The 23,328-nt window shown below is 70.5% G+C and carries 23 protein-coding genes; 11 read left to right on the top strand and 12 right to left on the bottom strand.

All coding sequences use genetic code 11. The annotated features are described in order from the left end of the window. Window positions 1–39: 39 nt before the first annotated feature. Window positions 40–1,032, bottom strand: coding sequence for a transcription termination factor NusA (gene nusA / locus ABZW60_RS23395; RefSeq protein ID WP_355480025.1), 993 nt, complete (start codon window positions 1,030–1,032; stop codon window positions 40–42). 1 nt (window position 1,033) lies between these two features. Beyond that, window positions 1,034–1,570 carry a ribosome maturation factor RimP gene (rimP, locus tag ABZW60_RS23400; RefSeq protein WP_355480027.1) on the bottom strand — a complete coding sequence of 179 codons (537 nt, stop codon included), beginning with the start codon at window positions 1,568–1,570 and terminating at the stop codon, window positions 1,034–1,036. 152 nt (window positions 1,571–1,722) lie between these two features. On the opposite strand from rimP, the gene ABZW60_RS23405 reads away from it, so the two are divergent. Both ABZW60_RS23405 and ABZW60_RS23410 read left to right on the top strand, forming a co-directional pair. After that, on the top strand, window positions 1,723–2,274 hold the full coding sequence (locus ABZW60_RS23405; protein ID WP_355480029.1) for a cell division protein FtsK: 552 nt from the start codon (window positions 1,723–1,725) through the stop codon (window positions 2,272–2,274). Beyond that, entirely contained in the window at window positions 2,271–2,684 is a 414-nt protein-coding gene (locus ABZW60_RS23410) for a ferritin-like domain-containing protein (RefSeq protein WP_355480031.1), read from the top strand. The genes ABZW60_RS23405 and ABZW60_RS23410 overlap by 4 nt, the downstream gene beginning before the upstream one ends. 94 nt (window positions 2,685–2,778) lie before the next feature. Here ABZW60_RS23410 and ABZW60_RS23415 read toward each other — a convergent pair whose 3' ends face one another. From ABZW60_RS23415 to hisD, 5 genes are all read right to left on the bottom strand, one after another. After that, window positions 2,779–4,170 carry an alkaline phosphatase PhoX gene (locus ABZW60_RS23415; RefSeq protein ID WP_355480033.1) on the bottom strand — a complete coding sequence of 464 codons (1,392 nt, stop codon included), beginning with the start codon at window positions 4,168–4,170 and terminating at the stop codon, window positions 2,779–2,781. A 90-nt stretch (window positions 4,171–4,260) separates the two neighbouring features. Further along, a complete protein-coding gene (gene hisH, locus ABZW60_RS23420) occupies window positions 4,261–4,902 on the bottom strand; it encodes an imidazole glycerol phosphate synthase subunit HisH (protein ID WP_355480035.1) in 642 nt (213 codons plus the stop codon). Then, complete coding sequence (gene hisB, locus ABZW60_RS23425; protein WP_355480037.1) at window positions 4,899–5,501, bottom strand: imidazoleglycerol-phosphate dehydratase HisB; 603 nt, start codon at window positions 5,499–5,501, stop codon at window positions 4,899–4,901. The genes hisH and hisB overlap by 4 nt, the downstream gene beginning before the upstream one ends. Continuing rightward, window positions 5,498–6,616: a histidinol-phosphate transaminase gene (locus ABZW60_RS23430; protein WP_355480039.1), complete on the bottom strand. Its 1,119-nt coding sequence runs from the start codon at window positions 6,614–6,616 to the stop codon at window positions 5,498–5,500. Before ABZW60_RS23430 ends, hisB begins: the two co-directional genes overlap by 4 nt. Continuing rightward, entirely contained in the window at window positions 6,616–7,974 is a 1,359-nt protein-coding gene (gene hisD, locus ABZW60_RS23435) for a histidinol dehydrogenase (protein WP_355480041.1), read from the bottom strand. The genes ABZW60_RS23430 and hisD overlap by 1 nt, the downstream gene beginning before the upstream one ends. A 101-nt stretch (window positions 7,975–8,075) precedes the next feature. On the opposite strand from hisD, the gene ABZW60_RS23440 reads away from it, so the two are divergent. Genes ABZW60_RS23440 through ABZW60_RS23450 form a run of 3 tightly spaced genes read left to right on the top strand, consistent with a single transcriptional unit; the run spans window position 8,076 to window position 9,326 of the window. Continuing rightward, window positions 8,076–8,747: an LON peptidase substrate-binding domain-containing protein gene (locus ABZW60_RS23440; RefSeq protein ID WP_355480043.1), complete on the top strand. Its 672-nt coding sequence runs from the start codon at window positions 8,076–8,078 to the stop codon at window positions 8,745–8,747. A 40-nt stretch (window positions 8,748–8,787) separates the two neighbouring features. Continuing rightward, window positions 8,788–9,024 (top strand): YlcI/YnfO family protein, encoded by a 237-nt coding sequence (locus tag ABZW60_RS23445; RefSeq protein ID WP_355480045.1) that lies wholly within the window; start codon window positions 8,788–8,790, stop codon window positions 9,022–9,024. Then, on the top strand, window positions 9,024–9,326 hold the full coding sequence (locus tag ABZW60_RS23450) for a type II toxin-antitoxin system PemK/MazF family toxin (protein WP_355480047.1): 303 nt from the start codon (window positions 9,024–9,026) through the stop codon (window positions 9,324–9,326). The genes ABZW60_RS23445 and ABZW60_RS23450 overlap by 1 nt, the downstream gene beginning before the upstream one ends. Here the strand turns inward: ABZW60_RS23450 and ilvD are convergent. Then, the gene (gene ilvD / locus ABZW60_RS23455) at window positions 9,323–11,173 is read right to left on the bottom strand and encodes a dihydroxy-acid dehydratase (protein ID WP_355480049.1); all 1,851 of its coding nucleotides are present in this window, start codon (window positions 11,171–11,173) and stop codon (window positions 9,323–9,325) included. The two genes, ABZW60_RS23450 and ilvD, sit on opposite strands and share 4 nt — an antisense overlap. Before the next feature lie 122 nt (window positions 11,174–11,295). On the opposite strand from ilvD, the gene ABZW60_RS23460 reads away from it, so the two are divergent. From ABZW60_RS23460 to ABZW60_RS23470, 3 genes are all read left to right on the top strand, one after another. Next, window positions 11,296–12,165, top strand: coding sequence for a helix-turn-helix domain-containing protein (locus tag ABZW60_RS23460; RefSeq protein ID WP_355480050.1), 870 nt, complete (start codon window positions 11,296–11,298; stop codon window positions 12,163–12,165). A gap of 10 nt (window positions 12,166–12,175) precedes the next feature. After that, window positions 12,176–14,011 (top strand): DNA helicase RecQ, encoded by a 1,836-nt coding sequence (gene recQ, locus ABZW60_RS23465; RefSeq protein WP_355480052.1) that lies wholly within the window; start codon window positions 12,176–12,178, stop codon window positions 14,009–14,011. A gap of 91 nt (window positions 14,012–14,102) precedes the next feature. Then, window positions 14,103–14,672 carry a dihydrofolate reductase family protein gene (locus ABZW60_RS23470; RefSeq protein ID WP_355480054.1) on the top strand — a complete coding sequence of 190 codons (570 nt, stop codon included), beginning with the start codon at window positions 14,103–14,105 and terminating at the stop codon, window positions 14,670–14,672. On the opposite strand, the gene ABZW60_RS23475 is transcribed toward ABZW60_RS23470, so the two are convergent. Next, window positions 14,665–15,810: a serine hydrolase domain-containing protein gene (locus ABZW60_RS23475; protein WP_355480055.1), complete on the bottom strand. Its 1,146-nt coding sequence runs from the start codon at window positions 15,808–15,810 to the stop codon at window positions 14,665–14,667. The genes ABZW60_RS23470 and ABZW60_RS23475 overlap by 8 nt on opposite strands. A 49-nt stretch (window positions 15,811–15,859) precedes the next feature. Next, on the bottom strand, window positions 15,860–16,729 hold the full coding sequence (locus ABZW60_RS23480; RefSeq protein WP_355480057.1) for a LysR substrate-binding domain-containing protein: 870 nt from the start codon (window positions 16,727–16,729) through the stop codon (window positions 15,860–15,862). A 100-nt stretch (window positions 16,730–16,829) separates the two neighbouring features. Here ABZW60_RS23480 and ABZW60_RS23485 point away from each other — a divergent pair, with 100 nt between their 5' ends. Then, a complete protein-coding gene (locus tag ABZW60_RS23485; protein WP_355480059.1) occupies window positions 16,830–17,531 on the top strand; it encodes an SDR family oxidoreductase in 702 nt (233 codons plus the stop codon). A 10-nt stretch (window positions 17,532–17,541) separates the two neighbouring features. Beyond that, window positions 17,542–18,306 (top strand): SDR family NAD(P)-dependent oxidoreductase, encoded by a 765-nt coding sequence (locus ABZW60_RS23490; RefSeq protein ID WP_355480061.1) that lies wholly within the window; start codon window positions 17,542–17,544, stop codon window positions 18,304–18,306. On the opposite strand, the gene ABZW60_RS23495 is transcribed toward ABZW60_RS23490, so the two are convergent. After that, the gene (locus ABZW60_RS23495; RefSeq protein ID WP_355480063.1) at window positions 18,288–18,668 is read right to left on the bottom strand and encodes a VOC family protein; all 381 of its coding nucleotides are present in this window, start codon (window positions 18,666–18,668) and stop codon (window positions 18,288–18,290) included. The genes ABZW60_RS23490 and ABZW60_RS23495 overlap by 19 nt on opposite strands. Before the next feature lie 153 nt (window positions 18,669–18,821). Here ABZW60_RS23495 and ABZW60_RS23500 point away from each other — a divergent pair, with 153 nt between their 5' ends. Further along, window positions 18,822–21,410 (top strand): hypothetical protein, encoded by a 2,589-nt coding sequence (locus tag ABZW60_RS23500; protein WP_355480065.1) that lies wholly within the window; start codon window positions 18,822–18,824, stop codon window positions 21,408–21,410. Window positions 21,411–21,457: 47 nt separating this feature from the next. On the opposite strand, the gene ABZW60_RS23505 is transcribed toward ABZW60_RS23500, so the two are convergent. Then, complete coding sequence (locus ABZW60_RS23505; protein WP_355480067.1) at window positions 21,458–23,320, bottom strand: DUF3352 domain-containing protein; 1,863 nt, start codon at window positions 23,318–23,320, stop codon at window positions 21,458–21,460. Between the last annotated feature and the right edge of the window lie 8 nt (window positions 23,321–23,328).

Genomic DNA, 23,328 nt, shown 5'->3' on the forward strand with positions numbered 1-23,328 from the left:
CTCAGGGTGTGGTTGCGACTCAGTCGACCGACCGAGAGATCAGTCTACCTTCTCGTCCTCACGAGTCACATCGGTATCCGGCCGGATGTCGATGCGCCAGCCTGTCAGGCGGGCGGCCAGGCGGGCGTTCTGCCCCTCCTTGCCGATCGCGAGCGACAACTGGTAGTCCGGCACGACGACGCGCGCCGCACGGGCCGCGGCGTCGACCACCTCGACAGACGTAACCTGCGCCGGGGACAGCGCATTCCCGACGAACGTCGCCGGATCGTCGCTGTGGTCGATGATGTCGATCTTCTCGCCGTGCAGCTCGTGCATGATGTTGCGCACCCGCTGGCCCATCGGCCCGATGCAGGCGCCCTTGCCGTTCACCGACGGGTTCAGGGTCCGGACCGCGATCTTGGTCCGGTGACCTGCCTCACGCGCGATCGCGGTGATCTCGACGGTGCCGTCGGCGATCTCCGGGACCTCCAGCGCGAACAGCTTCTTCACCAGGTTCGGGTGGGTGCGGCTGACGGTGATCTGCGGGCCCTTGAAGCCCTTCCGGACGCCGACGACGTACACCCGCAGGCGGGAGCCGTGCTCGTACTTCTCCCCCGGCACCTGCTCGGGCGCCGGCAGTACGGCCTCGATCTTGCCGAGGTCGACCATCACCGAGCGCGGGTCGCGGCCCTGCTGGACGACACCGGAGACGATGTCGCCCTCCTTGCCGGAGAACTCGCCGTACCGCACCTCGTCCTCGGCGTCGCGCAGCCGCTGCAGGATGATCTGCTTGGCCGTGGTGGCCGCGATCCGGCCGAAATCGGCCGGGGTGTCGTCGTACTCGCGGGCCAGCGTGCCGTCCTCGGCGAGCTCGCGCGCGAAGACGGTCACGTGCCCGGTCTTGCGGTCCAGCTCGGCGCGGGCGTGCTGCTGCGCGCCCTCGGTGCGGTGGTACGCGACCAGCAGCGCCTGCTCGATCGCCTCGACGACCACGTCCAAGGAGATGTCCTTCTCCCGTTCCAGCGACCGCAGCACGGCCATGTCGATGTCCATGTCAGTTCTCCTCCACCGTGCCGTCGGCAGGTGTTTCTCCACCAGAAGATGGTTCAGTGTCGTTGCCGGCAGCCCGGTTGAACTCGATCTGGACCTTGGCCTTGGCCACGTCGGCGTACGCGACGCTCTGCCGCTTGCCGTCGACGTCCAGTTCGGCCGCCTCGTCGGAGACGGACTTGATCCGGCCGGTGACCTTGCCGCCCGCGGTCAGCGTGACCGCGACCAGCCGGCCGGTGTTGCGGCGCCAGTGCCGGGGCAGGGTGAGCGGGCGGTCGACGCCGGGGCTGGAGACCTCGAGCGTGTACGCGCCCTCGCCCATGATGTCGTCGGCGTCGAGCGCCTTGGAGATGGCCCGGGTGACCTCGGCGACGTCGTCGAGACTGATGCCGCCGTCCCGGTCGACCAGGACGCGCAGCAAGCGGCGGCGCCCGGCCGGAGTGATGTCCGCGGCCTCCAGGTCGCAGCCGAACTGCTCGACGATCGGCCGCAGGAAGTTCTCGAGGCTCGTGGTGTCCGTGTGGTCAGTCCGTCGGCTCACAGTTTGACCTGCCTCTCTCCAGTTGTGCACCCGTTCCCACCCCCGGCGGTCGCGCCAAGGGCAGTAGCCCACCTTATCCGGCCCGTCTCCCGATCCCGGTCACCGGCTCGTCCGTGGCCGGTCGTGGGCGCGTCACCGGGTATCGTTCCGCCGTGCCTCAACGCCGCCTGAGCCGACGTACCGTCCTCGTCACCGCTGCCCTCGTACCGGGTGCGGCCGCGCTGGGCGGTTGCAAGGACGACCCTGCCGCCGGGGCCGGCACGCCGGGTGCCGTGAACGGGACACCGTCCACGTCGCGGGGGCCGGCCGAGGAGACACCCACCGTCGATCCCGCGGTCGTCGCGGCACTCAGCGGTGCGGCGACCCTGGTGACTCAATTGTCCCAGCTCTACGCAACCTCGACCCGCAGGTTCCCCGCGCTGCGGGCCCAGCTGGCCGCCGGGGCGAAGTACCACGCGAGCCACCTGGCGAAGCTGAAGGAGACCCAGGGCGTGGCCGCGCAAGCGACGAAGGCCGCGGCGCCGGCGAGTTCCCAGGCCGCGCTGGCCGCGATCGCCAAGCAGGAGAAGGCCGCTGCCGTCGCCCACGCGGCAGCCGCGGCCAAGCTGTCCGGCGCACCGGCCCGCCTGCTCGCCGAGATCGCCGCGGCCGAGACCCAGCTGGGTATGGCCCTCGCCCCGGCCAGGAAGAAGGACAACGCGTGAACCAGGTCGAAGCCCTCCAGGCGGCCCTCGCGGGTGAGCACGCGGCGCTGTACGGCGTCGGTGTGGCCGGGGGCAAGCTCAGCGGGGCCCGGTTCCGGGCGGCGAACGAGACGTTCGAGAGCCACCGCGACAACCGCGACCGGCTGAGCGCGCTGCTGGTCGCCGCCGGCGAGACCCCGGTCGCGGCCGAACCGGCGTACGACCTTCCCCGGGCGGTCGTCAACACCGCCACCGCGAGCGGGCTGATCCTGGTGATCGAGCAGCGGATCGCGGCCGTGTACGGCGACCTCGTCGAGGCCGCCGAGCAGCCGGCGGTCCGGGCGTTCGCGATCGAGAGCCTGCTGGCCGCCGCGAGCAACCAACTCAGCTGGGGCGGCGCCCCCCAGCCCTTCCCCGGCGCAACCCCGTAATCCCCGCCTCCCCAACACGAACGGATATCCGCCCGACTTGGGGGTTCTCCGCTGGCATACCGACGAAGAACCCCCAACAAGCGGGGATAACCAGTCAGCGGCGGCGGCGCCAGGGGCCGGTGATCGCGTAGGTGATCCCCGGGTTGTAGACGTTGAAGAACATCGTCCGGCCGTCGGCGGAGAAGCCGACGCCGGACAGCTCGCCGTACTCGGGCTCCTCGGGGGTGCCGAGGTTGACGCGGTTCCGGGCGAACTTGAAGACCTCGCCGTCCTCGGTGGTGCCGAGGATGTGCTGCTCGCCGAGGCCGTCCTCGCACATCATCAGCCCGCCGTACGGCGACATCGTGATGTTGTCGGGGGCATCGAACTCGGGGTCGTCGGAGCCCGGCTTCGGCCGGGTGAAGATCACCTCGAGGCGGAGCGTCCGCTTCCGCGGGTCCAGCTTCCAGACCTGGCCGTCGTGGTCGACCTTCGGGCCGAGCTCGGTCCGGGCGAACGACGAGACGAAGTACACACAGCGGTCCAGGTCGCCCCACCAGCAGCCCTCGAGCTTGTACCCGCCGGTGATCGGCTTGGCGTAGTCCTGCGCACGGACCGACTCGGTCTTGGCCAGCGGATCCGGCACCGTCACCCACTGCACGTCGTGGAACTCGGCGCCAGCCTCCTGGACCACGGACAGGTCCGGCAGGCCCGGGATGTGCATCGCCTGCAGCTCGCCGCCCGCGCGCAGCGAACCCCAGCCGCCGCGCGGCCGGTCGGGCAGGAACCGGTAGAAGCCGCCGAGCGGGGCGACGAACGCGTCCTCGGTCTCGTAGACGATGCCGGTCCGCGGGTCGATGGCGACGGCCTCGTGCTGGAAGCGGCCCATCGCGGTCAGCGCGAACGGGCTGACGTTGCGGCGGTCGTCGTACGGGTCGACCTCGAAGATGAAGCCGTGGTCCTTCGTGTAGCCGCTCTGACCGGCCTTGAGCTCGGTCTCCTCGCAGGTCAGCCAGGTCCGCCAGGGCGTGTGGCCGCCGGAGCAGTTGATCGCCGTACCGCCGAGGCTGACGAACTCCTTGGTAGCGGCGTTGCGCCGGTCGACCGCCAGCGTGCTGGTGCCGCCGGCCGCGGCCGGGTCGTACGTCCGCTCGGCCGGCGCGACGACCTTGATCTTGGATGTCGGGCTGCACTCGTGGTTGCGGACCAGCCGGGAGCCGCCGTCGCGATCGGGGAACACGCCCATCCCGTCGAACCGGCTCGGAATCGCCAGCCCGTCCGGCCGGACCGTGCCCTCGCGGGACAGGATCTTGTAGCTGAACCCGCGCGGCAGGTCGAGCATGCCGTCCGGGTCCTCGATCAGCGGTCCGTAGCCGACCTTCGGGCCGGACGTACCGAGCGCCGGCTGCGCCGTGTACAGCGCGTCGACCGAACCGGCCACACTGACCGCGACACCTGCCGCGGCCGCGCGACCGACGAACTGACGCCTGGACAAGGAGTTGGACATGGGCGGGCCTCCTGGCTCGACACGAACAGTCGTAGCCAGTGAACGTACGGTAAACAACAACCGAACGGCAAGAGAAGGAGTGTCACTCACTCACAGCGAGTGGACCCAGTTCTCCAGCAGGGTCGCGCCGGCGTCACCGGACTTCTCGGGGTGGAACTGGGTGGCTGACAGCGGGCCGTTCTCGACCGCGGCGACGAACCTGTCCCCGCCGTACGTCGTCCAGGTGACGCGCGGCGTGACGGACTCGCGGGTGTCGGTCAGCTCCCAGCTGCGCACGCCGTACGAGTGCACGAAGTAGAACCGCTCCTTCTCCAGGCCGTCGAACAGCGTCGTGCCGGACGGCACGTCGACCGTGTTCCAGCCCATGTGCGGCACCGGCTCCCCATCCACCGGCTGGAGCCGCTCGACGGTGCCGGGCCACTGCTCGCAGCCCTCGGTCTCGACGCCGTGCTCGATGCCGCGGGTGAACAGGATCTGCATGCCGACGCAGATCCCCAGCACCGGACGGCCGCCGGTCAGCCGCCGGTCGACCGCGACGTCACCGCGGACCGCCTTCAGCCCGGTCATACACGCCTCGAACGCACCCACGCCGGGCACCAGCAGCCCGTCGGCGTTGCACGCGGCGTCGAAGTCCGCGGTCACCGTGACGTCCGCGCCGACCCGTCGCAGGGCGCGCTCCCCCGACCGGATGTTGCCCGAGCCGTAGTCCAGGAGGACGACCTTCTTGCTCACAGAGCACCCTTGGTCGACGGGATCCCGGGCTGCCGCGGGTCCAGCTCGGCAGCGGCCCGCAGCGCGCGGGCGAAGGCCTTGAACTGCGCCTCGACGATGTGGTGCGGGTCGCGGCCGGACAGCACCCGGATGTGCACGCAGATCGCGGCGTTGAAGGCGAGCGTCTCGAACACGTGCTGGGTCAGCGAACCCGCGTAGTCGCCGCCGATGATCGCGTACACCTGGCCGTCCGGCTCGCCGGTGTGCACGCAGTACGGCCGGCCGGACAGGTCGACCGTGCAGTGCACGAGCGCCTCGTCCAGCGGCACGGTCGCGTCGCCGAAGCGGCGGATCCCGCGCTTGTCGCCGAGCGCTTCCTTCAGCGCCTGGCCGATGCCGATCGCGGTGTCCTCGACCGTGTGGTGGGCGTCGATCTCCAGGTCGCCGACCGTGTTCACGTGCAGGTCGAGCAGCGCGTGCTTGGCGAGCGCGTTGAGCATGTGGTCGTAGAACCCGACGCCCGTGGAGATGTCCGCCCGGCCCTCGCCGTCGAGGTTCAGCTCGACCAGGACCTTGGACTCGCTCGTCTCGCGATCGATCCGCGCCGTACGCCCGCTCATGTCAGCCTTCCCGTGTCAGTCTTCAGAATGCGCTCCAGCGAAGCGCGGAACGCGGCCATCTCCTCGCCGGTCCCGATCGAGACCCGCAGCCAGCCGTCCGGCCCGGTCTCCCGGATCAGCACCCCGTCGTCGAGCAGCGCCTGCCAGACCGCGTGCCGGTCCGCGAACGTGCCGAACAGGACGAAGTTCGCGTCCGAGTCGACCGCGCGCAGCCCGAGGGACCGCAGCCAGTCGACGGTCTCGTCGCGCTCGACGCGCAACTGCTCGACCCGGCCGAGCAGCTCGTCGGAGTGCCGCAGGGCGGCCCGCGCGACCGCCTGGGTCACGGCGGACAGGTGGTACGGCAGCCGGACGATCCGCAGCGCGTCCACGAACTGCTTGCCGGCGGCAAGGTACCCGACCCGGCCGCCGGCCATCGCGAACGCCTTCGACATCGTCCGCGCGACGGCGAGATTCGGGTACGCCGGCAGCAGGCTGACCGCACTCGGCGTCCCGGTCCGGCGGAACTCGGCATACGCCTCGTCGACCACCACGACGGCGCCGAGCGCGGCGGCGTGCGCGACGATCGCCTCGGTCACGTCGATCGGCAGCGCCGTCCCGGTCGGGTTGTTCGGCGAGGCCAGCAGCACGACCGACGGGCGGTGCCGGGAGATCGCGGCGATCGCCTTGCTCCGGTCCAGCGTGAAGTCCTCGGCCCGGCGGCCGGTGACCCACGCCGTGTTCGTGTCCCGCGCGTACTCCGGGTACATCGAGTAGGTCGGCGCGAACGACAACGCCGTCCGGCCCGGGCCGCCGAAGGCCTGCAGGACGTGCAGCATCACCTCGTTGGACCCGTTCGCCGCCCAGAGCTGCTCGGGCTCCAGGTGCGCGCCGGACTCGCGGGCCAGGTACGCCGCGAGGTCCGCGCGCAGGCCGAGGAACTCGCGGTCCGGGTACCGGTTCATGCCGCGGGCGGCCTCGGTCACCGCGGCGGCGATGTCGGCGACGGTCGCCTCGCTCGCCGGATACGGGTTCTCGTTGACGTTCAGCAGCACCGGGACGTCGAGCTGCGGGGCGCCGTACGGCTCGAAGCTCTTGAGCTCCTCGCGGATCGGCAGCCCGTCGAAGCGGCCCATCACTGCTCCTCGGGGAATCGGACGGAGACCGCGGCGCCGTGGCCCGGCAGGTCCTCGGCGTCGGCGAGCGTGACCACGTGGCCGGCGACCTCGCGGAGCGCGTCCCGCGAGTAGTTGATGACGTGCACCGCCTTGAGGAAGCTGCGCACCGACAGGCCGGACGAGTGGCACGCACAGCCGGCCGTCGGGAGCACGTGGTTCGACCCGGCGCAGTAGTCGCCGAGCGAGACCGGCGACCAGCCGCCGACGAAGATCGCGCCGGCGTTGGTGATCAGGCCGGCCCGCTCCTCGGCGTCCGCGGTCTGGATCTCCAGGTGCTCGGCGGCATACGCGTCGACGACCGCGGTGCCCTGCTCGAGGTCGTCGACGAGCACGACGGCGGACTGCTGACCGGACAGCGCCTCGGTGACGCGGTCGCGGTGCTTGGTCCGCGCGACCTGCGGCGGCAGCTCGGCCTCGACCGCCTCGGCCAGCGACTCGCTCGGCGTGACCAGCACACTGGCCGCCATCGGGTCGTGCTCGGCCTGGCTGATCAGGTCTGCGGCGACGTGCTTGGGGTCCGCGGTCGCGTCCGCGAGGATCGCGATCTCGGTCGGCCCGGCCTCGGAGTCGATGCCGACCTCACCGAGCAGGTTGCGCTTGGCGGCGACCACGTAGATGTTGCCCGGCCCCGTGATCAGGTTGACCTTCTTGCAGCCCTCGAAGCCGTACGCGAACCCGGCGATCGCCTGCGCGCCGCCCATCGCATACACCTCGTCGATCCCGAGCAGCGCGCACACCGCGAGCACCGTCGGGTGCGGCAGCCCGCCGAACGCTGATTGAAGACCTTCCCCGCCCCACCGCCCCGGTCGCTGGGGCGGCGAGGCGACGGCCAGCGACGGCACGCCGGCGACCTGGGCCGGCACGACGTTCATCACGACGCTCGACGCCAGCGGCGCGCGGCCGCCGGGCACGTAGAGACCCACGCGCTGGACCGGGACGAACCGCTGCGTCACCCGCCCGCCCGGCGCGGGCTCGGAGGCGACATCGGCGGTGAGCTCGTCCTGGCTGACCTCGCGGACGCGGCGGATCGACTCCTCGAAGGCGCTGCGCACCTGCGGGTCGAGCTCCTCCAGCGCGGTCTTCAGCGCCTCGGCCGGGACCCGGATGTCCTCGACCCGCACATGGTCGAACCTCTCGCCGTACTCCCGGATGGCCTCGAGGCCGCGATGGCGGACGTCCAGGCAGATGGGTCGGACGACGTCGAGAGCCTTCTCGACGTCGAACACGGCTCGGGGAACGAGGGCATTCACTTCGGCTTGGAGGTCGGAGACCTCTCCGGCCGCCACTCGGCCCCGCAGGTCGACGCGGCGAATCATGGCCTCAGTCTAGTGGTCACGCCCCGCGCCCCTGACGCCATATCCACAGGCTGGCCGGTCACCACACGTGATCGGGGGCGGCCTGCACTACGCTCGTCGGCATGGACTCCCGCCTGCCCCTGCTCACTGTCGACACGGTGATCTTCCCCGGGCTGGTGGTCGCGATTCCGGTGACCGACGTCCAGGGCCGCGCGGTCGTCCGCGACCTGGTCGAGAACGGCGGCGAACTGGTCTGCGGCGCCCTCGCCGTCCGGGACGGGTACGAGCTGGGTGAGCGGGTCTTCCGGTCGCTGTACGGGACCGGTTGCGCGGCGACGATCTCCGAGATCGCGGTGGACGCCGACGACGAGGGTCCGATCGAGGTGACCCTGACCGGGAACCGGCGGTTCAAGGTGACCGAGCTGGACGGCACCGGCGACTACCTGGTCGCGGACGTCGAGTGGCTGCCCGACGACCTCGGCGACGACCCGTTGGGGACGGCGACGGTCGCGCTCGAGCGGTTCCGGAAGTACGCCGAGGCGGTCAGCGAGATCAGCCGCCCCGGCCTGCACCTCGGCGACCTCCCGGACGACCCGGGCACGCTGTCCTACCTGATGTCGGCCGCGATGAAGCTGATGACACCGGACCGCCAGAAACTCCTCGAGGCCGAGGACGTCACCACCCGCCTCGCCCACCTCGTCGGCCTCATCGACACCGAACTCTCCGCCATCAGCGCCCTCCCGTCCCTCCCCGCGACGGACCTGATCAACTGGTCCGCCCTCTCCCCCAACTGACGCCCTACCGTATTGAATCCCACGGCGGTATGGTTGTGGTATGAGCAAGCAGATCACCGTGCGGTTGCCGGACGAGCTGGTCGACTTCATGGACGAGCTGGTCGCGACCGACAAGGCGACCAGCCGGGCGTCCGTGGTCGCCCGGGCGATGGAGCGTGAGCGCCGGCGGGAGCTGGCTGCCCGCGACCTCGCGATCCTGAACGAGCACGGCGGGTACGCCGACCTCGAGGGACTCGCACCGGCGGCGGCCGGGACCGTGCTCAGCGACCTCGACTGATGCGGCCGATCCACATCGCGCGGCTGGACAAGCCGCGCCCGGTGGTCGTGCTGACCCGCGAACTGATCCGCCCCCGCCTCACCAACGTGACGGTCGCCCCGATCACCAGCACGATCCGCGGCCTGTCCACCGAGGTCCTGGTCGGCCCCGACAACGGCCTGGACCACGCCAGCGCAATCTCCTGCGACAACATCCAAACCATCCCGAAAGCCCAACTGGGCCGCCTCATAGGCCACCTCCACCCCGACCAGGAACCCTCCCTGGCCGAGGCGATCAACCTGGCCTTCGACCTGGAGCTCTAGCCGAGCTTGCTGATGTCGCGGACGGCGCCCTTGTCGGCGCTGGTGGCCATGGCGGCGTAGGCGCGGAGGGCCGTGGTGACCTTGCGGTCGCGGGACTTGGGGGCGTAGACGCCGTTCAGGGCCGCGTTCCGCGTGGCCAGTTCGTCGTCGTTGACCAGTAGTTCGATCGTGCGGTTCGGGATGTCGATCCGGATCCGGTCGCCGTCCTGGACCAGGGCGATCGTCCCGCCGGAGGCAGCCTCGGGCGAGACGTGCCCGATCGAGAGTCCCGACGTACCGCCGGAGAAGCGGCCGTCGGTGATCAGCGCGCAGACCTTGCCGAGGCCGCGGCCCTTCAGGTACGAGGTCGGGTACAGCATCTCCTGCATCCCCGGGCCGCCCTTCGGGCCCTCGTAGCGGATCACCACGACGTCGCCGGGCTGGATCTGCTTGGTCAGGATCTTCTCGACGGCCTGCTCCTGCGACTCGCACACCACCGCGGGGCCCTCGAACGTCCAGATCGACTCGTCCACGCCGGCCGTCTTCACGACACAGCCGTCGACGGCCAGGTTGCCCTTCAGTACGGCGAGACCGCCGTCCTTGGAGTACGCGTGCTCGCGGTCGCGGATGCAGCCGTTCGCCGCGTCGGTGTCCAGCGTCTCCCAGCGCTCCGACTGCGAGAACGCCTGCGCCGACCGCTTGCAGCCCGGCGCCGCGTGCCACAGCTCGACGGCCTCCGGCGACGGCGACCCGCCGCGCAGGTCCCAGGTCTTCAGCCACTCGTCGATCGAGTCGCTGTGCACGGTGTGGACGTTCTGGTTCAGCAGGCCGGCGCGGTGCAGCTCGCCGAGGATGGCGGGGATACCGCCGGCGCGGTGCACGTCCTCCATGTAGTACGTGCCCTGCGGCGCGACGTTCGGCGCGACCTTCGCCAGGCACGGGACCCGGCGCGACACCGCGTTGATGTCGTCGAGATCGAAGCCGACCTCGGCCTCCTGCGCGGCCGCCAGCAGGTGCAGGATCGTGTTCGTCGAGCCGCCCATCGCGATGTCCAGCGCCATCGCGTTGCCGAACGCCTCCTTCGAGGCGATCGACCGCGGCAGCACGGTCGCGTCGTCGTTGTCGTAGTACCGGTGGGCGAGCCGGACGACGGTCTCGCCGGCCCTCTCGTACAGCGCGCGGCGGGCGGTGTGGGTGGCCAGCACCGACCCGTTGCCGGGCAGCGAGAGGCCGATCGCCTCGGTCAGGCAGTTCATCGAGTTCGCGGTGAACATGCCGGAACACGAGCCGCAGGTCGGGCAGGCGTTCTCCTCGATCCGCAGGATGTCGGCGTCGGAGACGTTCTCGTTGACGGCCTCGGACATCGCGTCGATCAGGTCGAGCTTGCGGACCGTGCCGTCGACCAGCGTCGCCCGGCCGGCCTCCATCGGGCCGCCGGAGACGAACACGGTCGGGATGTTCAGCCGGAGCGCCGCGTTCAGCATGCCCGGGGTGATCTTGTCGCAGTTCGAGATGCAGACCAGCGCGTCCGCGCAGTGCGCCTCGACCATGTACTCGACCGAGTCGGCGATCAGGTCCCGCGACGGCAGGCTGTAGAGCATGCCGCCGTGGCCCATCGCGATCCCGTCGTCGACGGCGATGGTGTTGAACTCCCGCGCGATCCCGCCGGCCGCGTGGATCGCCTCGGACACGATCCGGCCGACCGGGGCCAGGTGGGTGTGGCCGGGCACGAACTCGGTGAAGCTGTTCGCCACCGCGATGATCGGCTTCCCGAAGTCCTCCCGGGCTACCCCGGAGGCCTGCATGAGCGCGCGGGCGCCCGCCATGTTGCGGCCGTGGGTGACAGTGCGGGACCTCAGAGCAGGCACGACGACATCTCCTCGCAGCTAGTACGTACTCATCGATACTGCCACGCCCGTCCGGATGCCGGTACGCCGGTCCCGGATCCTGGAGCCCGGATTCTGTCCGTGGACACCTCTAGCCTGGTCCCATGGCCGGGATCGAGCACCACACGCGGTCGCTCCACCCTGCCCTGCGGCCGTATGCCGGCGACGTCATCGGGTATGCGTACGAGGCCGATCCCCCGGACCTGCACCGTGGGCTGCCCTCGCGCTACCTGACCGTCATCGTCACGCTCGACGAGCCGCTGGGCGTCGCGCGGCCGGGCGGTCCGGTGGCGAAGTACGACGCCCTCGTCGGCGGGCTGCACTCGACCGCCGTGCATGTCGGCCAGACGCCGAGCCGCGCCGGCGTGCAGCTCAACCTCACTCCGTCGGCCGCGCGTGTGCTGCTCGGCCTCCCGCCGGGCGAGCTCGCCTCCGGGGTGCTCGGGCTCGACGAGGTGCTCGGGCGCCGCGCTCGCGAGCTGACCGGGCAGTTGCGGGATGCGGCGACCTGGTCCGCGCGCTTCGGCCTCGTCGAGTCGTGGCTGCTCCGGCAGCTCGGCGAGCGCCGGGCCGGCGCGGTCCGTCCCGAGCTCGGGTGGGCCTGGCGACGGCTGTGCGAGTCCAGCGGCGGTCTCGGCGTCCAGGAGCTGGCGTCCGAGGTCGGGTGGAGCCGGCGGCACCTCACCGAGCGGTTCCGGTCCGAGTTCGGGCTGCCACCGAAGGTCGCGTCCCGGGTGCTGCGCTTCGAGCTCGTCACGGCCACACTGCGCCGGCGGCCGCACACCCGGCTGGCCGAGCTGTCGGCCACCGCCGGGTACGCCGACCAGGCCCACCTGACCCGCGAGTTCCGGGCGATCGCGGGCTGCTCGCCCCGCCAGTGGATGACCGAGGAGCTCCCCGCCCTACCGACGGATTTCGACCGTAATCCACAGGGTCCGGCGATCGTGCCAGCATCGTCGGCGCGATCTCACTAGACTCGCCGGGGTGAGTGAGACGACCGAGCTGCCCGATTCCGAAGCCCTTCAGGTCCTCCGGCGGGTGTTCGGCTACGACGCCTTCCGCGGTGAGCAGGCCGACATCATCGACACGGTCGTCGCGGGCGGCGACGCGCTGGTGCTGATGCCGACCGGCGGCGGCAAGTCCTTGTGCTACCAGATCCCCTCGCTGGTGCGGTCCGGTGTCGGGGTGGTGATCTCGCCGCTGATCGCGTTGATGCAGGACCAGGTGGACGCGCTCACCGCGCTCGGTGTCCGGGCCGGATTCCTCAACTCCACACAGGACTTCGAGCAGCGGCGTGAGGTCGAGCAGGCGTTCCTGTCCGGCGAGCTCGACCTGCTGTACCTGGCGCCCGAGCGGCTGCGGGTGGACGCGACCGTGCGCCTGCTCGACCAGGGCAAGATCGCGCTGTTCGCGATCGACGAGGCGCACTGTGTGTCGCAGTGGGGCCACGACTTCCGGCCCGACTACCTGATGCTGTCGGAGCTGCACGAGCGCTGGCCGGACGTGCCGCGGATCGCGCTCACCGCGACGGCGACCGAGGCGACCCATCAGGAGATCGCGACCCGGCTGAAGCTCGGCGACGCCAAGCACTTCGTCGCGAGCTTCGACCGGCCCAACATCCAGTACCGGATCGTCGCGAAGGACAACCCGCAACGGCAGCTGCTCGACCTGTTGCGCACCGAGCACGCCGGCGACGCGGGCATCGTCTACTGCCTGTCCCGCAACAGCGTCGAGAAGACCGCGGCCTTCCTCACCCAGAACGGGATCGAGGCCCTGCCGTACCACGCCGGCCTGGACAGCCGGACCCGCGCCGCGAACCAGGCCCGGTTCCTGCGCGAGGACGGACTGGTCGTCGTGGCGACGATCGCGTTCGGCATGGGGATCGACAAGCCGGACGTCCGGTTCGTCGCGCACCTCGACCTGCCGAAGTCCGTCGAGGGGTATTACCAGGAGACCGGTCGCGCGGGGCGGGACGGGCTGCCGTCCACCGCCTGGCTGGCGTACGGGCTGCAGGACGTCGTGCAGCAGCGGAAGATGATCGACACGTCCGAGGGCGACCTCGCGCACCGGCGGCGGCTGGGCTCGCATCTCGACGCGATGCTCGCGTTGTGCGAGACCGTCCAGTGCCGGCGCTCGCAACTCCTGGCGTACTTCGGTCAGCGGGGCGAGGCGTGCGGGAACTGCGACACCTGCCTGACGCCGCCCGAGTCGTGGGACGGGACCATCGCGGCGCAGAAGCTGCTCTCGACCGTCTACCGGCTGCTGCACGAGCGCGGGCAGAAGTTCGGCGCCGGGCAGCTGATCGACATCCTGCTCGGCAAGGAGACCGACAAGGTCAAGCAGTTCCGGCACGACCAGCTGACCGTGTTCGGGATCGGGACCGATCTCAAGGACACCGAGTGGCGCGGCGTGATCCGGCAGCTGCTCGCGTTGCGGCTGCTCGCGGTCGAGGGCGACTACGGCACGCTCGTGCTGACCGAGGAGAGCGGCGAGGTGCTCGGCAAGCGGCGTGAGGTGATGATGCGCCGCGAGCCCGAGCGTTCGCGGTCCCGGAGCAGGTCCTCCGGCGGCAAGAAGGCCGCGGCCGCCGATCTCGCGCCCGAGGCGGCGCCGGTGTTCGAGCGGTTGCGCGCCTGGCGGGCGGCGGTGGCCAAGGAGCAGGGCGTCCCGGCGTACGTCATCTTCCACGACGCGACGCTGCGGCAGATCGCCACCGACCGGCCGTCCTCGCTGGCCGAGCTCGGCACCATCAGCGGGATCGGCGAGAACAAGCTGACCAAGTACGGCGACGGCGTTCTGGAGACCCTGAGCGCGGAGTAAGGCCTCCTGCGGGTGTCGAATTCCGGGCAGCGTCTTCGACGCGAAGGCAAGCGCGCGGACCGGCCGCGCCACCCGAGAGAGGGAGAACGCTATGTCTTCATCCGTGCTGTTGATGTCGATGTCGGCCGACGGCTACATCGCCGGCCCCGACGACCACCCCGGCAACCCCGGCGGCGACGACTTCATGCGGCTGCACGAGTGGTACCTGGACGCCGAGGGCGAGGTGGGCCGCCCGGACGGCGAAGCCGGCGAGATCTGGGACGAGCTGAACGCCACCGGCGCGGTCCTGGTCGGCCGGCGGACGGCGGAGCAGGTCGACTACTACGGCGGGCACCACCACGGCGTACCGATCTTCGTCCTCAGCCACGACCCGACACCGGTGGACTACGAGAACGTCCATGTCGTCGGCGACATCGAGAGCGCGATGGCGCAGGCGAAGGCGGCGGCCGGTGACAAGGACGTGCTGGTGCACGGCGCGGTCACCGCGCAGCAGGCGCTCGCGGCGGGCCTCCTCGACGAACTGCAGCTCAGCCAGGTGCCGGTCCTGTTCGGCAGCGGTCTGCGGCTGTTCGACGTCCTCCCGCACCGCGTCGAGCTCGAGATCGTCCGCGTGATCGACACTCCCCGCGCGACCCACATCCGCTACCGGGTCGTCAACTGAGCAACGGCTGCAGCGCCTCGGTCAGGTCGCCCACCAGCCGGCCGGCGTTGCGGCCGCCGTCGGCCAGGATCACGGCGATCGAAACCTTCTTCTCGGGGATCACGACCAGCAGGCTGCTGTGGTCGGGCATGTCGCCGCCGTGGCCGTAGGCGTCCGCGATGCCGAACTGGCGCGTGAACCGCATGGTGCCGAGACCGTACTCGCCGTCGCCCGCGACCAGCTCGCCGACCAGGTCGGCCGGCAGGACGCGGCCGCCGTACAACTGATAGCCCCAGCGGGCGATCGTCGGTGCGTCCGAAGCCAGCCCGCCATAGGCGGCGGCCGAACTGGCGAACGCGCGGCAGGGGACGTAGCCGTCGGGTTCGCCGCAGGAGGCGTTGTCGTCGGTGACGACCGGCGGCTGCGGCTTCTCTCCGTCCTGGAACGCCGCATGCCGCAGCCCGGCCGGGCCGGCGAGATCGCGGCGGAGCACGGTGGCGAGCGGCTGCCCGGTGATCTTCTCGATCATCAGGCCGAGCAGGGCGTAGCTCGGATTGCTGTAGCCGAACGTGCCCGGCGCGGTGACCTTCGAGGAGTAGTAGTCCAGCGACTGCCCGACCGTCCAGTGCCGTTCCGGTGCCGCGGCGACCGCCGCGTCCATTCGGCCGAAGTCGCCCGGCTGGAAGTCCGGGACCCCTGCCGTCATCGACAGGTGCTGGCGGACGGTCGCGTTGTTGGCCGTCAGCCGGTGCTGCACGTAGCGCGAGATCGGCAGGTCGAGGTTGAGCTTCCCGGCCTTCGCCAGCAGCATCACCTCCGCCGCGACGAACGTCTTCGTGATGCTCGCCACCGCCATCCCGGTGTCCGGGCGCAACGGCGTACCGCTGACGTCCGTTCCCGCCGCGCCCGACCAGGTCCACCGATCGGTGACCACCGCGGCCGTGGCGCCGCGGGATCCGGACGGGCTGTCCGGGTACTTGATGAATGTCGTCAGGAGCTCCTGCAGGGCCGCGGCCCGGGCCGGATCGAGCGCTTGTTTCCCCGGATCCGGGAAGCTCGTCCGCGCAGGGGTGTGCGGCGAAGGTCCCGGTACCTCTCCCCCACCGGAGCATCCCACCACCAACGCAATCACCAGGAGGGCGCTTGCGCTCCACCGCATCTTCCGATCATGACACCGGCGCGGCCAACGGGTAACCGATCGGGCAGACTTACGCGGTCCAGCCGACCGCGGCGGCCAGGCCGGCGAAGTCCTGCAGGAGGCGGGAGCGGCGGGTCGCGATCCAGGCCAGGGCGACGCTGTTCGGCGCGAGGTTGTCGACGGGGACCGTGACGACGTCGGGGCGCTGGTAGAAGGTCGCGACCGACAGCGGGACGATCGAGACGCCGTGGCCGGCGGCGACGTGTTCGAGCTTCTCCTCGACGCTGTGCAGCACCGGGACCGGTCTCGCCGTCCGGGTCCGGAGCTCGACGGCGATGTCGCGCCACTCGGGTACGGCGTCCGGGTCCTGCAGCAGGTGCTCGTCGGCGAGGTCGGTGATGTCGATGACGGGCTTGCCGGCCAGGCGGTGGCCGGCCGGCAGCCTCGCGACCCGGGGCTCCTCGAACAACGGGCGGACCGTGAGGCCGGCCTGGTCGATCGGCAGCCGGACGATGCTCACGTCCACCCGGCCGTCGTGCAGTACGTCGACCTGATCGTCCCAGGTGGTGCGGATCAGCTCGAGCTCCAGCTCGGGATGGAGAGCGCCGAACGCGCGGACCGCCTCTGTCACGGTCAGGCCGGGCATGAATCCGATCGTGAAGGTCTTCGAACCCCGCGCAGCCAGAGCCACCCGGCGCCGGGTCGCGTCCGCGGAGGCGAGCAGCGGGCGCGCGTCGTCGAGCAACTGGCGTCCGGCCGCGGTCAGCTCAGTCGCGCGCTTGGTCCGGACGAACAGCTGTGCGCGCAGCTCGTCCTCGAGGGCGCGGATCTGCCGGGACAGCACGGGCTGCGCGATGTGCAGCCGCTCCGCCGCGCGACCGAAGTGCAGCTCCTCGGCGACCGCGACGAAGTACCGCAGCTTGCGGAGATCGAGATCCATAATACCTTCAGGGTATTACAGGCGCCGGAACAGGTCTTGGACGGCGGTGTCCTGGCGGCCGCAGGGTGGAAGCGTTGATCCCACCACGAAAGGCAGTTCCGTGACTCTGCAGAACCATCGCGTCGTCCTTCTCGGCGGTACGTCGGGGATCGGCCTCGCCACCGCGCAGCTGGCCGCCGCCCAGGGCGCCACCGTGATCGTTGCCTCGAGCAACCCGACATCCGTGAAGGCTGCGCTCGCGACGCTCCCCGCGTCGGCCGAAGGCGAAGCGGTCGACCTCACCGACACCACCGCCGTCCGCGCGTTCTTCGACGGGATCGATCCGTTCGACCACCTCGTCTACACCGCCGGCGAGGCGCTGACCTTCCTCGAGATCGGCTCGATGGACCTGGGGCAGGCGCACCAGGCCTTCGAGCTGCGGTACTTCGGTGCGCTCGGCGCCGTCAGCGCCGCCGTACCGAAGCTCCGCCCCGGCGGCTCGATCATCCTCACCACCGGCGCGGCCGGGGACCGGCCCGGCCCCGGCTGGTCGGTCGCTGCGAGCATCTGTGGCGCGATGGACTCCCTGGTCCGCGCCCTCGCCGTCGAACTGGCGCCGCTCCGGGTCAACTCGGTGAAGCCCGGTGTCGTCCGTACGCCGCTGTGGCGCGGCGCCATCGACTACGACGAGACCGCGCAGCACCTCCCGGTCGGCCGCGTCGGTGAACCGGAGGACATCGCCGCGGCCTACGTGTACCTGATGAACCAGCCGTACGCGACCGGCTCCATCGTGAGCGTCGACGGCGGCCACGTCCTGGTGTGAGACTCCTGTGGTGACACGCATCCTGATCACAGGTTCGGCCGACGGACTCGGGCAAATGGTCGCGGGCGAGCTCGTCGCACAAGGCCACGAGGTCGTACTGCACGCGCGCAACAAACACCGTGCCGACGACGCGCGCCGAGCGATCCCTGAAGCGGCGGGGGTCCTCGTCGGCGATCTCGCAAGTACCGACGAGACGCGGGACCTGGCGGCACAGGCCAATGCGTCCGGGCGGTTCGACGTCGTCGTCCACAACGCGGCCGTCGGGTACCAGGAGCGGCGGATCGACACGGTCGACGGGCTCGAGCACGTCTTCGCGATCAACACGCTGGCGCCGTACCTGCTGACCGCCCTGATCGAGCGGCCGCAGCGCCTGATCTACCTCAGCTCGGGCATGCACGAGGGCGGCGATGTCGTCCTCGACGACCTGCAGTGGGTACGGCGGCGGTGGCGCGGGGCGCAGGCGTACTCGGACTCCAAGCTGCACGACGTCCTGCTGACCTTCGCCGTCGCCCGCCTCTGGCCCGACGTGCTGTCGAACGCGGTGGACCCCGGCTGGGTGCCGACGAAGATGGGCGGCCGCGGCGCGCCCGGCGATCTCAACCAGGCACATCTGACACAGGTCTGGCTGGCCACCGCGCCGGACACCGGGAGCGGCGGGTACTACTACCACCGGCGACCACACCGGACCCACCCCGCCACCTCGGACGGCGAGACGCAGGACGCCTTCCTGGCCGCCTGCGCCTCGCTCACCGGGGTTCAGATCTCCGAGATGTAGAGCCGGTTCCCGTCCGGGTCGCGGAGGCTGAACATCGGCGGTACGCCGGGCCACTCGAGCAGCTCGTCGGTGTCGACGCCGGTGTCGAGGAAATGCTGATGGGCTGCCTTCGCGTCCGGGCTGCCCATCCGGATCCCGGTGTCGATGCCGGCCGGGTTGTCCGCACCCGCCGGAACCAGCGCGATACTCCCGAACGACCCCGACGACCCGGCCGGCGCGACCACGATCCACCGCCCACCGAACTGCGGCAGCGGCGCATCCATCAGCAACTCGAACCCGAGCGTCTCGGTGTAGAAGGCCACGGCGCGGTCCTGGTCGGTGACCGGTACGCCGACGGTACGGATCTCGCTGATGTGGTTCATGGTGCTTCTCCTTCGTGAAGAGGTGCTTTCACCGAGAAGGTAGAAGCCGGTCCGCGGTTTTCGACATCTCCCGGCAGAGAAAGTTGTGTCGTTGACAAAGCCGACGAGCTGACGGGACTCTTGCCGTGAAGTAGATCGGGAACGGGGGAACCGATGACTTTCGTCGAGCTGCAGGTCGGAGTCCAGCAATTCCTGGCCGTACAGCGCACCTACCTGCGGCGGCTCGCGGTGTGCCCGCCGGTGCTGCCGCCCGTCGCGGGTGTCCAGATAGTTGTGGACCGCATCGATATCGGGGCGAGCAGCCTCCGCCACGACGAGGACGCGGACTTCGACATGTTCTGGATCGACGGCGGCGAGGTGGTTGGGTACAAGAACGGCAAGGCCGAGGGCAAGAAGACCAAGCTGGCGCAGCAACTCACCCTGCAACTGACCACCGACACGGAGATCAGGAACCACCCGAACGCCGATCCGCCGCTCGTGCCGTGGCAGGTGACGGTCGTCTACGAGCTCAGCGCGGACGCGCTGGGCACGGACTGCTGGCTGCGCGCGCACCCCGACGCGGTCGAGTTCGCTCCTCCCCCGGCGTTGCCGGTCCCGCTGCCGCCGGGGGTGGTCGCGCTGCTCGAGGACTTCGTGACCCAGCAGTTCCGGACGTTCGCGCCCAGCGGCGCGGTGCCGATGGGGCTGGACGCGCTGAAGCTGCCGGTCCCGTTCGTGAACGCCGGGCTCTCGGTCGACGACGCCGGTCAGTGCTTCGCGATCCGGGTGCAGCTCGGCGGCTCCGGCGAGCCGCGCGTCACGGCCTGGACGAACTTCTTCGGCGGCTACTTCGTCGACCGGCGCGAGGGCCGCGACTGGGCGCTGTACGTCCCCGCCGACTACATCACCGGTTCGATCACCTCCCAGCTGTGGCAGAACCTGCCGAAGATGGAAGACCTCGAGACCTACCCGGGTACGACGTACACCGTCGACGGGACGAAGGCGTTGCTCGACGTCGACATCCTGCTGATCTACCACCTGCTGGAGAACGACTACCTCGACCTGGACGTCACCGTCGAGGCCGATCCGCACGTCGCGCTCCGGCTGTGGGTCGAGCAGACCAACGTGCTGAGCGCGGAGATCGACTTCTCCGGGCTGGTGAACCCGGTCGGCCTGCTGAGCACCGTCGCGGTCGCGATCATCGACATCTTCGGGATCCCGGCCCGGCGGATCCTCGACAAACTGGTGGGATCCGCGGCTGTCGAGGCGCTGTCGTCCGCGCCGGTGGACTCGGTCACCCAGCCCTCCCCGACAACGATCAGGATCGAGAAGAACCTCACGCTGCCGTCGGTGCCGGGCGTGGCCAAGGTCGCGCTGACCGCGCTGCTGCCCCAGCCCGACGGCATCGCACTCGCGGGCTCCTTCACCGTCAACGAGCCGACGAATGCGGTGATCTCGGTCACCGAGCTCGAACAGTTCCGCAAGCAGGTGCCCAAGATCTCCTGCGGCCCCGCGTCGATGGCGCTCGTCGCGCTCTTCAGCACCGACCCCGCGATCTTCGCACTGCTGCACGCGAGTGCGACCATCGACAACCTCGGCACGGCGCCGCTCCGGCTCTGCAGGCCGCCCGCGCCGCAGCGCCCGGACTCGCCGTTGCTGGCCCGGAACATTCACATCGACCAGCAGTCGACGATCGTGCTGACGTTCGACATCGGGCTACCGAGCGCCGGCTACCTCGCCGCGCCGTTCCCGATCGACGTACTCGTCGTCACCAACGGCGGTACCCGGCTGATCCGCCTCGATCCACCGCCCATGGTCACCGAGCAGGACCTCAAGCGACTCGAAGCCGAGCTCCTCGTTGCCATCGGCAATTGTCAGCAGCTGGTGGATCCGTGGTTCAAGGGCCACACCGGATACAACCCGAAGTGGTCGCCGCGGCCACCGGGCGACCAGCTGGTCGAGCACCTGTGGCAGGTCAACGTCTCCGGGCTGCCCGAAGGTGAGGCCGTCGAACTGCACAGCGTCGAACGCGATCAGGAGGTGCTGGTCCGCGCGGTCAGCCGAGGCGCCGACGCACCGGTCAGAGTGGCGACGCTGCTGGTAGCCAGTGGGAGAAGCCGCGAGGTCAGCATCGTCCGGGTGGGCCCCGACACCGACGCCGAGGCCGTGGAAGGCCGTGGCTTGGAGGTGCGTCAGACCAACTTCGTGGTCGACGGCGAGATTCCGCTCGACCAGGCGTGCCATCGCCTCGGCGTCTCGGCCCTCGCGGACGGGCCGGTGATGATCGCTCTCCTCGAGGATCGAGCGGTCGCCTTCGACGTACTGTCGGCCGCTCCGGCGGCGCCGCTGGCGTCCTGGGACGGCAGGTTCACGGGTGTACTGCGGCTCTCGCGGACCACCTTGCTGTACGGGCCCGGCGGGGCGGCCGCCGTTGATCCACTCGGCCGGATCACCGCGACCGAGATCCGCGAACCGGTCGTCGACGCCGTACGCCGTTCCAGCGGAGTCGTCCTGCGTACGCGCGACCGGGTGCTCGAGCTGTCGTCCGAGCTGCACCAGGTCGCCGAATACGCCGAGTACACAGGGGTGCGGGAGAGCTTGGCGGCGGACCGGCGTACGGCGGCACCCGCGCTCGACCTCACGCCGTACGAGATCGGTGCCGGGCTGGCCGGAGCGGTCCGCATCGGCGACCGGATCCTCCGCGTCGCCGAGGACGGGAACCGGATCCGGCTGCTCCGCAAAGGCAGCAGCGCCAAACTGTGAAGAAGCCCCGGACAGGTAGTCCGGGGCTCCCTCTCACAACGTGCTGACTACTTCGCGACGACCCGCAGGGTGACCTCTGCCTCGCCGTCGCCGGTGGAGCGGGTGACGACGCCGGCCGAGCGGAGCGCAGCCAGGTTCTTGTCGTCGGCGAACCGGTCGCTGACCGAGCCGGCCGCCTCGAAGTCGACGTACCCGATCATCACCGCGCCCTTGGTGTCGGGCAGCGCCTGCTTGAAGTTCTCGGTCTGGCCGAGGGTGCCGTCCTTCAGCACCTGCTCGGCGTAGTCCTTGCTGGTCGAGACGACGAGCGTGTCGCCGTCCTTCGCGCTCTCGATCGGGATGTTCGCCGACGACCGCTCACGGAGCAGCGTGGTCAGCTTCTGCACGACCGGCTCGGCCTTGGCCGGGTCGGTCTCCATCCGGGCCGCGATCTTCGGGCCGTCGGCGGTGTCCTTGTCGATCGAGACCGACAGGTTCTTACCGGCCAGGCTCTTCAGGTCGTCCGGCAGCTTCAGCCCGGTCTCCTCGGCGATCTCGTCGATCATCGGCTGGAGGTTCTCGCCGCCCGCCTTCTGCACCTGCGCCCAGGCGGTGTCGATCAGGGTCTCGCCGCCGGAGATCGCGATCGCGCCGGCCGTCGTCTCCGGCAGCTTGGTGACCAGGTCGGCGGCGTCGGCGGAGCTCACCTTGACGCTCTTGTCGCCGTGCGCGATGCCCTTCAGCTCGACGTACGACGCGTCGAAGCGCAGCGCCACCGCGGCGGTCGCGTCGCCGAGGCCGGCGATCTGGCTGGACTCGACCTTGCCGCTGATCGAGGCCAGGCCCTTGGCGTCCGCCCAGCCCGAGATGAAGCCCTGCTCGCCGAGCTTGTCCATGTCCGCGCTGAACTTGGCGTTCTTGCTCAGCGGGTTGTCCTTCGCGGTGGCGACGGCCGCGTCGACGGTCGCCTGGTCGTCACCGAGGATCATGTAGCCGTCGCTGAACGCGCGTCCGGGCTTGTCGTCCTCGTTCGCGAGCAGCTTGTCCATGCCCTTGTTGGCGGCGTCCTCGTCCTTGATCTGGACCGCGACGACCGGGACCGGCTCGTCCTTGCCCTCGGCCGGCGGGAGCGCGGCGAACCCGGCGCGGTCGCCCAGCCAGGGCTTGATGTCCTTGTCGAAGTCGACGTCGGCGAGGTCGTCGCCGGCGGACTTCTTGATCTGCTCGAACAGCTTCTGCCGCAGGTCGTCCTGCTCACCGGTGAGGCCGAGGTTGTCCTTGACCGACGGGAACTTCATCAGGAACCGGACCGCCGCGACCTTCTGGCCGGCCGACGGGTTCAGGTCCACGCGGGCGTAACCGACCGCGGTGCCGGGCAGCACGTCGGCCGGCTGCTTACCGCCGCCGCCGAGCTTGCCGTAGGCAAAGATTCCGCCGCCGGCGACCACCAGCACCATCGCCACCGCGGCGATGATCGGGATCAGCTTGCCGCGCTTCTTCTTCGGCTCCGGCTGCCACTGCTGCGGTCCGCCGTACCCGGGGCCCTGCGGCGGCTGGCCGCCGACGTGCATCTGCTCGTACGACGCCTGGCCCGGCTGACCCTGCTGCGGAGCGTACTGCTGCCCGCCCTGGCCGTAGTACGAAGCGCCACCCTGCGGGGGCTGCGGCGCACCAGGGCCCTGGGGACCGCCGTACTGCGGGCCGCCCTGCTGGGGACCACCGTGCTGGGGACCACCCTGCTGCAGGCCGCCGTACTGCTGGCCCTGCTGCGGGTGTTGCTGTGGGTAACCGTGCTGGCCGGGCTGCGGGCCCTGCGGCCCACCCGGCTGCTGACCCTGCTGGGGCCAGAGGTTCTGCCCCTGCGGCGGGCCGTACTGCGGCTGCTGACCGCCGGTACCCGGGTACCTCGGCGGCTGGTTCTGGTCGGACATATGCTCCC

This window comes from Kribbella sp. NPDC003557 (assembly GCF_040610805.1).
GTDB lineage: Bacteria > Actinomycetota > Actinomycetes > Propionibacteriales > Kribbellaceae > Kribbella.

What these genes read in the sequence shown, in the direction of transcription:
- nusA (WP_355480025.1), bottom strand. Translation starts at nt 1,032, where the DNA reads ATGGACATCGACATGGCCGTGCTGCGGTCGCTGGAACGGGAGAAGGAC.
- ABZW60_RS23415 (WP_355480033.1), bottom strand. Translation starts at nt 4,170, where the DNA reads ATGTCCAACTCCTTGTCCAGGCGTCAGTTCGTCGGTCGCGCGGCCGCG.
- hisB (WP_355480037.1), bottom strand. Translation starts at nt 5,501, where the DNA reads ATGAGCGGGCGTACGGCGCGGATCGATCGCGAGACGAGCGAGTCCAAG.
- ABZW60_RS23430 (WP_355480039.1), bottom strand. Translation starts at nt 6,616, where the DNA reads ATGGGCCGCTTCGACGGGCTGCCGATCCGCGAGGAGCTCAAGAGCTTC.
- hisD (WP_355480041.1), bottom strand. Translation starts at nt 7,974, where the DNA reads ATGATTCGCCGCGTCGACCTGCGGGGCCGAGTGGCGGCCGGAGAGGTC.
- ABZW60_RS23440 (WP_355480043.1), top strand. Translation starts at nt 8,076, where the DNA reads ATGGACTCCCGCCTGCCCCTGCTCACTGTCGACACGGTGATCTTCCCC.
- ABZW60_RS23445 (WP_355480045.1), top strand. Translation starts at nt 8,788, where the DNA reads ATGAGCAAGCAGATCACCGTGCGGTTGCCGGACGAGCTGGTCGACTTC.
- ABZW60_RS23450 (WP_355480047.1), top strand. Translation starts at nt 9,024, where the DNA reads ATGCGGCCGATCCACATCGCGCGGCTGGACAAGCCGCGCCCGGTGGTC.
- ABZW60_RS23460 (WP_355480050.1), top strand. Translation starts at nt 11,296, where the DNA reads ATGGCCGGGATCGAGCACCACACGCGGTCGCTCCACCCTGCCCTGCGG.
- ABZW60_RS23470 (WP_355480054.1), top strand. Translation starts at nt 14,103, where the DNA reads ATGTCTTCATCCGTGCTGTTGATGTCGATGTCGGCCGACGGCTACATC.
- ABZW60_RS23475 (WP_355480055.1), bottom strand. Translation starts at nt 15,810, where the DNA reads ATGCGGTGGAGCGCAAGCGCCCTCCTGGTGATTGCGTTGGTGGTGGGA.
- ABZW60_RS23480 (WP_355480057.1), bottom strand. Translation starts at nt 16,729, where the DNA reads ATGGATCTCGATCTCCGCAAGCTGCGGTACTTCGTCGCGGTCGCCGAG.
- ABZW60_RS23495 (WP_355480063.1), bottom strand. Translation starts at nt 18,668, where the DNA reads ATGAACCACATCAGCGAGATCCGTACCGTCGGCGTACCGGTCACCGAC.
- ABZW60_RS23500 (WP_355480065.1), top strand. Translation starts at nt 18,822, where the DNA reads ATGACTTTCGTCGAGCTGCAGGTCGGAGTCCAGCAATTCCTGGCCGTA.
- ABZW60_RS23505 (WP_355480067.1), bottom strand. Translation starts at nt 23,320, where the DNA reads ATGTCCGACCAGAACCAGCCGCCGAGGTACCCGGGTACCGGCGGTCAG.